Genomic DNA, 13,117 nt, shown 5'->3' with positions numbered 1-13,117 from the left:
AAATGAATCTCTCTTTAGATACAATCATAAGTAGAAATGATTGGAATAATTTATCAGTTCTTAGTATTAATAGGCTTCCGACACATTCTAAATTCCACAGTTGGCGTGATAAATTACAAGCTAAAAATAATATTGATTCAGAATCAATATTATCTTTAAATGGGGATTGGTTTTTTAGCTATTTTGATAACCCCAAACACGTTCCAGAATCATGGTTAGAAAGAGAGATAGACACCAATACCATTCCCGTTCCATCTAATTGGCAATTACACGGTTACGATGCACCAATTTACACCAATATACGTTATCCATTTCCTTATAATCCCCCTTTTGTTCCTGACGATAATCCAACAGGTTGTTATTCTCGTTATATCAATATTACGCAAGCATGGTTAGATAAAGGGGAAACTAGAATCATTTTTGACGGTGTTAGTTCTGCTTTTCATCTTTGGTGTAATGGTCAATGGGTGGGTTATTCACAAGACAGTCGAATCGCTGCGGAATTTGACTTAACCCCTTACTTAAAAGTTGGGCAAAACAGAATAGCAGTCTTAGTTTTAAAATGGTGTGATGGAAGTTATCTTGAAGATCAAGATATGTGGCGATTAAGCGGTATTTTTCGAAATGTTTCGCTACTTAATAAACCTAAATCACACCTAAAAAATATCCAAATTAAGACAGAACTTGATGCCTGTTATCGGAATGCTACGTTATCGATACAAGTTGACGTAAAACACAATGACAATATGGATCAATTAAATATTGGCATTGAATTATGGAAAAATAGCGATTTGATTTCCGGACAATTTCAACTGATTGGTACCGAACCCATTGATGAAAAAGGGGTCTATCATGATCGCCTGTTTTGTCATATTCCAGTTATTTCACCTGAATTATGGAGTGCTGAAACACCTAATCTTTATCGTGTCGTAATCAGTTTATATCATAAAAAATCTGGGCTTATTGAATCCGAAGCTTATAATATTGGTTTCCGAGTGGTTGAGATCAAACATGGTCAGCTTTGTATTAATGGTCAACCTTTACTTATTAAAGGAACCAATCGCCATGAGTTTTATCCGGATCAAGGCTATGCTCTCACTGAAGAAGCCATGCTTCATGATATAAAACTGATTAAACAACACAACTTCAATGCAGTACGTTGCAGTCATTATCCCAATGATCCTCGTTGGTACGAACTTTGTGATCAGTATGGACTTTATTTAGTCGATGAGGCGAATATAGAATCTCACGGCATGTTCCCTATGTCCCGTTTATCAGATGACCCCTATTGGCTCGCAGCATACAGTGAACGGGTTACACGCATGGTGCAACGAGATCGCAATCACCCATCTATTATTATCTGGTCACTTGGGAATGAATCCGGGCACGGTTCATCACATGATGCACTGTATGCTTGGATCAAAAGTAATGATCCAACTCGCCCCGTTCAATATGAAGGAGGAGGCGCAAATACGGCTGCCACCGATATTATTTGCCCTATGTACGCTCGAGTCGATCAGGATCAGCTTCATCCAAAGGTACCTAAATGGGCTATAAAAAAATGGATATCCCTGCCCGATGAAAACCGCCCACTTATTTTATGTGAATATGCACATGCTATGGGAAATAGTCTTGGTGCTTTTTATAAATATTGGCAAGCATTTAGGCAATATCCAAGATTACAAGGTGGTTTTATTTGGGAATGGGCAGACCATGGTCTTCGTTGCCAAACATCATCAGGAGAAAGTTATTGGGCTTATGGCGGTGATTTTGGCGAGGCTTACCACGATAGGCAATTTTGCTTGGACGGCTTAGTTTTTCCCGATCGAAAACCGCATCCAAGCTTAATCGAAGCCAAAAAAGTTCAGCAACCTTTTCAATTCAAACTCATTAGTCAAAAACCTTTAGTTGTCGAAATAACCAACGAATATTTGTTTCGACGTACTGATAATGAACTATTACAATGGGAGATCTTAATCGATGGTAATAAACAACGAAGTGGTCAAATTACCCTTGATATGCAACCAGATAGTACAATCAGAATAAAATTACTTGATAGCTTACCTAACTATATCAATTGTGAAGATGTTCATCTTTCTGTCATTATAATCCAAAAAGAAGAAACTCCATGGTCACCAATTGGTCATCTTGTCGCTTGGGAACAATGGCAACTTGAGAATGTCTTTATTCCGCCTCTTATGCTTAACAAGCTTAAAACCCCCATGACATTAAAGGAAAATAAAAATAATTATTTAATTTCTCATCAAAATCAAAATTGGTTATTTGATAAAACTACTGGTTTTCTAAATCAATGGACTAAAGAGGATAAACCATTATTGGCTTCGCCGTTTTGTGATCAATTTATTCGAGCGCCAATTGATAACGATATTGGAATTAGTGGTGACTATGATAGCAATAACAATCCATTTGCCTGGGTTGAACAGTGGAAAGCAGCAGGTTATTTTGATTTAACCCATAAATGTCTTGGAATACAAGCTTCACAATCATCCAGCACTATCATTATCGAAGCGTTGCATGGTTATTTTTATGAAGGTCAAAGAGTGATTCAAAGCAAATGGATTTATCAATTTGATCAGCAAGGCTATTTAACGCTAACGGTTGATGTTGATATTGCCAACAATATGCCTGCGCCTGCGCGTATTGGTTTAACATATCAACTTAACGAAATCCCAGAAAAAGTTAAATGGCTAGGTTTAGGACCACACGAAAACTATCCAGACCGTAAACACTCTGCCATTTTTTGTAAATGGTCATTACCTTTTTCTGAACTCTATACACCTTATATCTATCCTTGTGAAAATGGTTTACGCTGTGATGTAAAGAAATTAATACTGAATGAAATGACGATCACCGGTCAGCAATTTCAATTTAACATCAACCAATATGGTACTCAACAGTTAATGGCGGTCACACATCGTCACCTTTTAGTGGCGGAACCTTGTGCTTATGTGAGTATTGATGCTTTCCATATGGGGATTGGTGGTGATGATTCATGGACACCAAATGTCCATTCTGAATTTTTATTAACTAAAAAACATTATCGTTATCAATTAACCTTCGAGGTTAACTAAAAGTTACGATGATAAAAAAAGAACAACGATAAGGCATAATAAATTTATGCTTTATCGTAATTTGCTCAACATGCAATTAAAGTTATCGATTCAAATATCAAAAATTCAGTTTGAGGTACAACAACTAGCAATGTATTTAACTAACACCATCAAATAGCTTATCTAACTCTTCAATAAAAGCTTGTTTAGGAAGATGATAAAAAATACCATGGTCAGGCATACCTCGTAGAAAAAGATAATAAACTCCCCCAAAATGGGTTTGATATTGATAATTGGGTAAGCGGCTTTTCAAAAAACGATGTAACGCTAGACTATAAAGTTGATATTGCAATTCATAACGATGCTCACACATCACCTGTTCTAATGCTTTTTGTCCATAATCTTCAGCTGAATAACCTAACCAATTTGATTTATAATCAATAATATAATATTTCCCTTGATATTCAAAAACCAAATCGATAAATCCTTTCAGCATGCCTTGTACTGTTTCAAAATCAAGTGTTGGACATTGATAAGATAAGTTGTCATAGGTTTTACAAATGCTATCAAGTTGTTCACAACTTACTGCTTCACGAATCGGAAAATAAAATTGTAATTCATTGATACATCGCCCTGTTAATACATCTGATAACACCAAACCTTGTTGATTAAGCGTTGTGGACAACACTTGTTGTAACCATTCCAATAAAATAGCTTGCCAAGTTTGATCTAAATTGAGTTTTGTTATTGTTTCACTACACAAGGTTTCGATATTCTTCTCAGAAACATTTTCCATTATCTTATGCAGCAAAGTCCCCACATACGCCCCTTTGGGAAAATGGTGAATATCATAGGTTAATTCGGTCTGCAAAGTGGCTTGGGATTCTGGCGTCTGTTCATCCCAATCGCTGATAATTTCTGGATTGATTGTTAAAACAGCGTGATGTTTTTGCAGTTCCGTATAACTGGTTACGCGCCACTGATGACAAAGTTTCCGTTTAAATACATTAGCCGTTAAAGATTGATTTAGCTGACAATGAGCAGTGTACTTATCATTTTCAAGGGGTAATTCCACATTAATGAGATCCGCCATTGCTGCTATATTGTTTAACTCACCTTTTAACAGATAATGAATAGCTGATTGGTCTTTCTTCATAGAAGCAAGACCAATACTACAATGATAAACGGATCGTGTCATAGCAACATACAATAAACGTAAGTCTTCCGCCATGCGTTCATCTTCAATCTGTTGTTTTATTTCATCTGTTAACATCCATGCATAAGTTTGTTGAAAATCGTTATTTTTATCATGATAAAATTGTGTATCAGACACACGATATTGGCAAATAAAAGGTAACCAAACGATTGGAAACTCTAAACCTTTTGATTTATGAATGGTGATAATCTTGACTAGATTTTCATCACTTTCAAGACGCTGCTCATGATTTTCGATATTAAAATCAGGATTAACAATCTGTTTGGTTAACCAACGTATTAAAGCATGTGGACTATCTAAATCATCTGCCGCTTCTTGTAATAACTCACTTAAATGCATAAAGTTAGTTAAAATACGCTCTCCGTCTTGTCGAGCAAGAATATTTTCCGCTAGCTGACGTTTTTTCATCATTCGACGTAACATCACCAATACGCCATAATATTGCCATATAACCTGATACTGCTTAAATTCTTCTACTAAGCTTTCCCATTTATCTTGATCATCAGTGATTTGTTCAAGTTCAGACATCGTCTGTCCTAATAACGCCGTCATCATAGCCAAACGTAAAGCGGCTTCATTTTCTGGCATCAATACCGCTTGCAGAAGGCAAAGCACATCCTTAGCCTCATCTGACTCAAACACGCTATTACGATTGGATAAATAGACACTTTTAATGCCACAAACGGCTAATTTTTGCTGAATAATTTCTGCTTCTCTACCCGTTCGTACTAAAATGGCTATATCTGACGTCGTTATTGGGCGACAACCCTTGCTATCATTAATTAATATTGAAGAGTCCGATAACCATTTGACTATTTGCTTGGCACAGCAATTTGCCATCTGCTCTTGATAATCAGCTTTGGTTGTTACTTCTTCTGGCAATAAATAAGCGGTTAAAGCATTGCTTTCTTGATCATTAATTAGCAATGATTTTTGCTTATTTTTTTCAGCGCAATTCATTGGTAAAAAGGGAATATCATTAAAAACAAACGGATTTTCATGATGGGCGAATAATTGATTTACCGCATTTACCATAGCTGATGAGGAACGGTGATTCACATCCATGGTAAAATAGTTATCACCGGTTGAACGTTTCGCCTTAAGATAAGTAAAAATATCGGCGCCACGAAAACTATAAATAGCTTGTTTCGGATCGCCGATAAATAATAGTCCGATATCAGATCGTTTGCTATCATAAATACGATCAAAAATTTGGTATTGAGTTGGGTCGGTGTCTTGAAATTCATCAATTAACGCAACCCGATATTTCGTTGAAATACTTTGTGCTAATCGTTTTCCTGTTCGTGTCACTAACGCCCGATTAAGCTGCCAAAGCAAGTCATTAAAACTTATCTCAGTGCGTTTAATTTTTTCATCATAAATGCCTTTTTGGATTATGGTTACAATATCCATTAAAATATGGCTTCGCAAATCCAGTTTACACTTATAGAGTGTATCAATTTCAGTAAAAACAAAATGACTTGGAACGATTTTTCCTTCTTTTGTTTTGCTCGCCAGAACTGATTGACAAAATTTTTCAAGCTCATTAGGTAATGCAAACGTAAGCGTTGTACTGTTAGCCCATTGTGAAACTTTTGAAAGCCAATTAGGCAGATATCGGCTACTATAAGATTGTTTACTGACACCCGATTGATTAATAATATCCGATAATTGATCAACATGCTTTAACCATGATTTTTTTACCGTTTCAATCATGTTAAAATTTTGCTGATAAAACTCAGCTATTGCTTCGGTAATATTGGGGTTTAATTCAGTTTTCTCATTAAAGGTATTGGATAAATAAGGGGTAATATCGGCTAATAATTCCGCCGGCTCTTTCCAACAGTCTCGAACTAAATAAGCATACGATTTTTCAAGAGGTGTAAAATAGTATCGCCAGAAATCTTGCACGACTTGCAATTGCAATTGATACTCGTCAGTAATTAATTTTTGTTCGAACAACACGCCAGACTCAAACGCATGACTAGTTAGTATTCTTTGACAGAAACTATGAATCGTGTAAATTGCTGCATCATCCATTGATTGTTGGGCTTCAGTGAGACGTTGAATGGCTTGTTGACGATCAATAATCAATGCTATTAATTGCTGATAAATAGGATCATCATGTTCACCGTTTAATAATGCCAATCTTAATTCTTGTATGTTTTGTCGTATACGTGAACGTAACTCTTGAGTGGCCGCTTTGGTAAACGTCACCACTAAAATTTGGCTAACATCAAGCGGTGTAGAATAGCTATTTTCACCAATGCCAAGCAGTAACCTTAAATATATAAAGGCAAGCGAATAGGTTTTACCCGTACCTGCCGATGCTTCAATCAGTGTTCGGCCTGTTAACGGTAAATCAAAAAGATTGAGTTTTTTTATTCCGCCTGATGAAACCATTCAAGCTTACCAGTAGTTGATGTTAACTCAATGCATGCAATTGATGCAGTCGGAAACATGGGCGGAGAGATATCAGGACAAAGTTCATTAACCAAATATCCAACTAAAGGAAGATGCGAAACAATAATCACTTGCTCAATACCTTGAGAAGGAAATGTCGATAACAAATTCGCAATATATTCAGGATTACCGCCAGGTACTAACAGTTTATCTGTTTCTACCGTTGAAACAGAAACTTGTGATGATAACTCTGCTAATGTTTGCTGAGCACGTAAATAAGGGCTAACTAAACCAAGATCAAATTGGAAACGTTGCTGTTTAAGCCACAGCCCGGCATGGTTTGCCTGACGAATTCCATAAGGAGTAAGGGAACGGCTTGAATCAGATGAAGCAGAATAACCTGCTTCACCATGCCGCATTATACAAACTTTCATTTATATCCAATTAGCGTAATTTTAATTGAAAAATCAAGCATTCAGCGCCACAACAAAAGGTAAATTTTGCCGTTAATTTAAAACCACCGTCAACCTTATCAACACTGCTATTAATTTCGCAAGGCTCAGTTGCCACATCTTTTGCTGCTTGAGTTAAAGATGCTAATTTAGCTTGTGCTTCTGACTCTGTCGCAAAGACATGCTCATACTCAGCCGTGCAATCCTCATTATCTATGATTGTGCCAACATCTACGCAACAACACGCCGGAGTATCATTTGCTTTACATTTATTTAAAGAATCTGTCATGCCATACCTCTGTTTTACCGATTAAATTGACAGTAGTATACTCTCAATCATATCTAAGGGCAAAATTCTCATCAGGATTTATTTAGAATAGCTTTACTTTGATAACATTCTTTGAAAGATAAAACGACATTGTTATTGACTAAACGGAATCAAGAATCCGAGTTGTAATTTGAGTTTTTTGAAATTGAGAAAATTAAAATAAATCTTGTCTATATGTCAGTAACCTTCACCAGCAAATCAACGATTCAATTTGTAGTTAACTCAATGCCCTTTTTCAGTTCTGTTAAGGTATTCTTTTGTTATGAATCCAAATCCGTTTAACCAGAAAGGCGTTCAATTTAGGTTATTGGGATTGAATTTAATTGAGATAGTTAATGTTTTGGTAATCTTAAAAAGATTTAGATCATAAAAAAAGCAAAAAAACCTCTACCAAATGGTAGAGGTTATATGATTAAAATTTAGGTGCAGATGAACGACCTCGTTTTTTTGCAAAACTTTTATCGTTCGATTCTGTTCGGTTACTTTTACGTCCCCGTTTAGCATCTGACTGAGCACCACTGACCAAGCTCATTTTCATTGGTTGATTCAGTACCCGTACTTTTTCTAAATGTTTAAGGATATCTTTTGGCATTCCTTTTGGTAACTCAACCGTTGAATGGGTTTCATAAAGTTTGATGTTACCAATATAACGACTACTAATATCCGCTTCATTAGCAATAGCACCAACAATATGCCGAACTTCAATACCGTTCTCTTTACCAATTTCAATACGATACATATCCATGTCACCCACATCACGACGTTCCCGACGTTTTGGTGATTCTCGATTATCACCTCGTAGTCGACGCTCGCCACCACGATTATCTCGATCACGATTTTCACGAGATGGTTTAAATACCGGATCAGGTGGTAAAATTAATGGACGCTCACCTTGGGCAAGCTTCAATAATGCAGTTGCAATAGTTTCAAGATCCGCACCACTTTCAGTTTGGATTTGACTTAATATTGCTTGATATTGTTCTAAATCGTTACTTTCAAGCTGTTGTTGAACTTGCTGATTGAACTTAACTAAACGACGTTTTTCTAATAATTCTTTAGAAGGTAAGCCCACTTCTGGGATTGGTTTTTTAATTGTTTGTTCAATATTTTTTAGTAAACGACGTTCACGGCTATCAACAAATAAAATTGCACGACCTGCACGGCCTGCACGACCTGTTCGCCCAATACGGTGAACATAAGATTCTGAGTCTAAGGTAATATCATAGTTGATAACTAAACTAATACGTTCAACATCTAATCCGCGCGCTGCCACATCCGTTGCAATTAAAATATCTAATCGGCCATTACGTAATCGATCAAGTGTTTGTTCTCTTAATTGCTGAGTCATATCTCCATTTAATGCAGCACAACTGTACCCGTGTTTTTCAAGCACTTCGGCGACATCAAGCGTTGCTGTTTTTGTTCGTACAAATATAATTGCAGCATCAAAATCTTCTGCTTCAAGAAAACGTATTATTGCCTCATTTTTACGCATTCCACGCACTAACCAATAACTTTGATCGATATCAGGCGCTGCTTGATTAGTCCCTTTTATCTGTACTTCTTTTGGATTATGCATAAATCGTTTAGTGATACGGCGAATTGGCGCAGGCATTGTTGCTGAAAATAGCGCTGTTTGATGATCTTCGGGAATGGCAGCCATAATATTTTCAACATCATCAATAAAGCCCATTCTTAGCATTTCATCGGCTTCATCAAGAACTAAACCTTTAAGATTTGAAAGATCTAATGTTTTACGATTTAAATGATCTAATAAACGTCCAGGCGTGCCAACTACAATTTGCGGTCCTTGTTTTAACGCTCGCAATTGCACATCATAACGCTGACCACCATATAGGGCTAATACATTCACCCCTTTTATATATTTTGAATATTCTGAACAGGCATCAGCAACTTGTATTGCAAGTTCACGTGTTGGTGCTAATACTAATAGTTGTGGCGCTTTTAAGCTTGCATCAATGTTCATTAAAAATGGAATGGAAAAAGCCGCTGTTTTTCCACTTCCGGTTTGCGCCATACCAAGCACATCTTTTCCATCTAATAATAGTGGAATACATTCAGCTTGAATGGGTGATGGTTTGCTAAAACCAAGATCATTTAATGCGTTAAGGATGTCCTCGGATAAACCAAGGTCAATAAAAGAAACTTCATTTGTCATGTAAACTCGCTTATAAATTTATCATATATATAAACTTTCTATTTTAATTGCTAAACAATTAAGCTTAATGAAATAAAGTAATTAATCTCAATATGGTTAAATGTTTAATTGCATTTCCTTGAAAAGAAAGCTATATATAAATTTATGCCAGCTCACTAAATTGAAAATTTACGATTCACATCAAAAATTAATTACCGATACTATAATTGATTATTGTTGTGAATGTTATATGGACAAATATCACATTTGCGCAATACTCTGATCCGATTAAGGATATAACTAATTAACGACTCATCAATAACTTGAACAAGTATTAATAGTCAATCAGAACTAAACTATAACAATATTTTCACTTTTAAAACTGGCATGACCCATGTTACTTTTCCTCAAGTAACTTCATTTCATAGAGTGCCTGTTGATGTTCAACAAAGTTATAAATATTATTAGCTAAAGCATATTTAAATAACATTTTGGCACGCTCATTATCACCTTTATTCTGATAATATTTACCCAAATAAAAGTAGGTTTCACAAAGACGCTCAGCTAATTGCCGATTATTTTCAACGCCTTCTTGAAGATTTTGCATCAATTTAGATTCATTAATTTTACCTAAATAAAATGCAACAATATGGCTACTATAAATCGATTTATCATTTAACCGATTATAACGGTCTTGTAGCATATTTAATGCTGTTTTCTTATCAATCTCATTTTCAATTAGATAAAGCCATAATAATCTAATTGGCTCATTCACATCATATTGATAAAACTGAAGTGCATCTCGGTTAGCAGATTGATAATGACCTGTACGATACAACGTGATTGCTCGATTCAGATATGCATAAGCATAAGCTGGATCGATTTCTAAAGTTGTATTAAAAGACATTAAGGCAACATCAAAGTCACCTTCTCTTAAAGCATAAGTCCCTAAAAAGTTATAAATATCTGGAATGTCAGCGCTATAACCTAATAAGGTAGAAAAATCAATTTGCGCAAATGCTTTAAAACCTAATGAATCATAAACAATTCCCCTTTCAAAAATAAGCTGCATTCGGGTTACAGTATCAATATTTTTTTGGGATAATTGTTGGCTAATCTGAGCAATTTTCAATTCATCATTATACGAAACTTGCTCAGGAACAGCCAAAAGGAGCGGTGAACTTGAACAACCTGACAATAGAATAACAGCTATAAGTAAGCAGACAATCCTCAGGTTGAAAAGTTTCATTTTAAAACCCCTAATGATTAATTTTTTATTCAGTAATTGGTGAATGTTCCGTTGTTGGTTCAATTGCATCTTTCATACTTAAACGAATTCGACCTTGACGATCAATTTCAAGGACTTTCACATTGACTTCTTGTCCTACTTTTAAGTAATCAGCTACTTTTTCGACACGGTGATCAGCGATTTGAGAAACATGAACCAATCCTTCTTTACCACCAATAATAGAAACAAACGCACCAAAATCAACAATTCGAGTGACTTTACCGGTATAAATTTTACCAATTTCAACATCAGCAACTAAATTATTGATACGCTCCATAGCATCTTTAGCTTTGTTCGCATCTGATGCTGCAATTTTAACTGTGCCATCGTCAGAGATTTCAATGGTTGTGCCTGTTTCTTCAGTTAATGCACGAATCGTTGCGCCACCTTTACCGATAATATCACGGATTTTATCCGGATTAACGTTCATTGTATAAATACGTGGGGCAAACTCAGATATTTCTTGACGCGGTTTATTAATCGCTTGATCCATTACCGTTAAAATATGCAATCTGGCACCTTTCGCTTGATTAAGGGCAACTTGCATGATTTCTTTGGTGATACCTTCAATTTTGATATCCATTTGTAATGCACTCACACCTTCACGAGTTCCAGCTACTTTAAAGTCCATATCGCCAAGATGATCTTCATCACCTAAAATATCTGATAATACGACAAATTTATCGCCTTCTTTAACTAATCCCATTGCAATACCTGCAACTGATGATTTGATTGGCACACCGGCAACCATTAAGGCAAGTGAAGCACCACAAACAGAAGCCATAGAAGATGAACCATTTGATTCGGTAATTTCAGACACGACACGAACGGTATAAGGGAACTCTTCTTGGCTAGGCATGACCGCAGCTACACCACGTTTAGCTAAACGCCCATGACCAATTTCACGACGTTTAGGTGATCCAACCATACCTGTTTCACCGACAGAATATGGCGGAAAGTTATAATGCAATAAGAAACGTTCGGTGTATTCGCCAGTTAATTCATCAATAATCTGCGCATCACGTTCAGTACCTAATGTTGCCGTTACTAATGCTTGAGTTTCACCACGCGTGAATAAGGCGCTACCATGTGCTCTTGGCAATAAATTAGTACGGATATCCAGTGCCCGAACCATATCTTTCTCACGACCATCAATACGCGGTTCACCAGCGATAACGCGCTGACGAACAATTTGACTTTCTAAATCAATAATAATGTTCATCACTTCGTTTTCATCAAGTTCTTCATCTTGCGCTTTTAAAGTGGTTAGCACATCTTCTTTGATCAGATCAATTTGCGCATAACGAGCTTGTTTTTCTGTGATACGGTAAGCTTCACCAAGACGATCTTTGGCTAATTCAGACACAGCATTATATAATGCTTCATTTTTAACTGGTGGAACCCAATCCCATTTTTCACGATTCGCTTTCGCCACAAATTCATTAATGTTATCAATGACCACTTGTTGTTGCTCATGACCTAATACGACTGCAGCTAACATTTGTTCTTCACTTAATAAATCAGCTTCAGACTCAACCATTAATACCGCACTTTTCGTACCAGCAACCACTAAATCTAAACGGCTATTTTGTAGTTCTTTTACTGATGGGTTCAATACAAATTCATCGTTAATTAAACCAACTCGAGCAGCACCAATTGGACCATGAAAAGGCACACCTGATAAGCAAAGTGCAGCGGAAGCACCTATCATTGCAACTAAATCTGGACTAACATCCGGATTGACTGACACGACTGTTGCAATGATTTGAATTTCATTAACAAATCCTTCTGGAAATAATGGACGTAATGGACGGTCAATTAAACGTGCAATTAACGTTTCGCCTTCGCTTGGACGACCTTCACGTTTAAAAAATCCACCCGGAATACGACCGGCAGCATAAGTACGTTCTTGATAATTAACTGTTAATGGGAAAAAGTCTTGTCCTTCTTTGACTTTTTTATTAGCAACTACCGTAACAAATACAGCGGTATCGTCCATATTAACCATGACCGCAGCTGATGCTTGACGTGCTAAAATACCTGTTTCTAAAGTAACAGTGTGGCGTCCATATTGAAATTTTTGATATGTTGGATTAAACAAAATAATATCCTCTTGTTAATAATGCTGTTGAAATGAAAAGCTCGACAGGCAGTAGTTTTAAGTACAACTTATTGATTTTTTATTTCAACAATGTAGGGTC

General features: G+C 36.2%; 7 protein-coding genes. 1 reads left to right on the top strand and 6 read right to left on the bottom strand.

Annotated elements, in window-relative coordinates:
• The first annotated feature begins 2 nt into the window (after window positions 1-2).
• Window positions 3-3,092, top strand: a complete 3,090-nt coding sequence (locus ACGH6R_RS05680) for a beta-galactosidase (protein ID WP_411599134.1) — start codon at window positions 3-5, stop codon at window positions 3,090-3,092.
• A 136-nt stretch (window positions 3,093-3,228) separates the two neighbouring features.
• Here ACGH6R_RS05680 and recB read toward each other — a convergent pair whose 3' ends face one another.
• The 6 genes from recB to pnp all read right to left on the bottom strand — a co-directional run bounded on the left by recB (window position 3,229) and on the right by pnp (window position 13,017).
• Window positions 3,229-6,690: an exodeoxyribonuclease V subunit beta gene (recB, locus tag ACGH6R_RS05675; RefSeq protein WP_411599133.1), complete on the bottom strand. Its 3,462-nt coding sequence runs from the start codon at window positions 6,688-6,690 to the stop codon at window positions 3,229-3,231.
• Window positions 6,669-7,124, bottom strand: coding sequence for a phosphohistidine phosphatase SixA (gene sixA / locus ACGH6R_RS05670; RefSeq protein ID WP_411599132.1), 456 nt, complete (start codon window positions 7,122-7,124; stop codon window positions 6,669-6,671). The genes recB and sixA overlap by 22 nt, the downstream gene beginning before the upstream one ends.
• A gap of 10 nt (window positions 7,125-7,134) precedes the next feature.
• Complete coding sequence (locus tag ACGH6R_RS05665) at window positions 7,135-7,431, bottom strand: YfcZ/YiiS family protein (protein ID WP_267350625.1); 297 nt, start codon at window positions 7,429-7,431, stop codon at window positions 7,135-7,137.
• A 451-nt stretch (window positions 7,432-7,882) separates the two neighbouring features.
• The gene (locus tag ACGH6R_RS05660; protein WP_411599131.1) at window positions 7,883-9,649 is read right to left on the bottom strand and encodes a DEAD/DEAH family ATP-dependent RNA helicase; all 1,767 of its coding nucleotides are present in this window, start codon (window positions 9,647-9,649) and stop codon (window positions 7,883-7,885) included.
• A gap of 376 nt (window positions 9,650-10,025) precedes the next feature.
• Window positions 10,026-10,877: a lipoprotein NlpI gene (gene nlpI, locus ACGH6R_RS05655; protein ID WP_267350629.1), complete on the bottom strand. Its 852-nt coding sequence runs from the start codon at window positions 10,875-10,877 to the stop codon at window positions 10,026-10,028.
• Window positions 10,878-10,902: 25 nt separating this feature from the next.
• The gene (pnp, locus tag ACGH6R_RS05650) at window positions 10,903-13,017 is read right to left on the bottom strand and encodes a polyribonucleotide nucleotidyltransferase (protein ID WP_411599130.1); all 2,115 of its coding nucleotides are present in this window, start codon (window positions 13,015-13,017) and stop codon (window positions 10,903-10,905) included.
• Window positions 13,018-13,117: the final 100 nt, after the last annotated feature.

Origin of the sequence: Gilliamella sp. CG13 (assembly GCF_046635805.1) — a bacterium.
Lineage (GTDB): Bacteria > Pseudomonadota > Gammaproteobacteria > Enterobacterales > Orbaceae > Gilliamella > Gilliamella apicola_I.
Note: the sequence above shows the minus strand (reverse complement) of the source record. Positions and strands in the feature narration are given on the sequence as shown.

What these genes read in the sequence shown, in the direction of transcription:
- ACGH6R_RS05680 (WP_411599134.1), top strand. Translation starts at nt 3, where the DNA reads ATGAATCTCTCTTTAGATACAATCATAAGTAGAAATGATTGGAATAAT.
- recB (WP_411599133.1), bottom strand. Translation starts at nt 6,690, where the DNA reads ATGGTTTCATCAGGCGGAATAAAAAAACTCAATCTTTTTGATTTACCG.
- sixA (WP_411599132.1), bottom strand. Translation starts at nt 7,124, where the DNA reads ATGAAAGTTTGTATAATGCGGCATGGTGAAGCAGGTTATTCTGCTTCA.
- ACGH6R_RS05665 (WP_267350625.1), bottom strand. Translation starts at nt 7,431, where the DNA reads ATGACAGATTCTTTAAATAAATGTAAAGCAAATGATACTCCGGCGTGT.
- ACGH6R_RS05660 (WP_411599131.1), bottom strand. Translation starts at nt 9,649, where the DNA reads ATGACAAATGAAGTTTCTTTTATTGACCTTGGTTTATCCGAGGACATC.
- nlpI (WP_267350629.1), bottom strand. Translation starts at nt 10,877, where the DNA reads ATGAAACTTTTCAACCTGAGGATTGTCTGCTTACTTATAGCTGTTATT.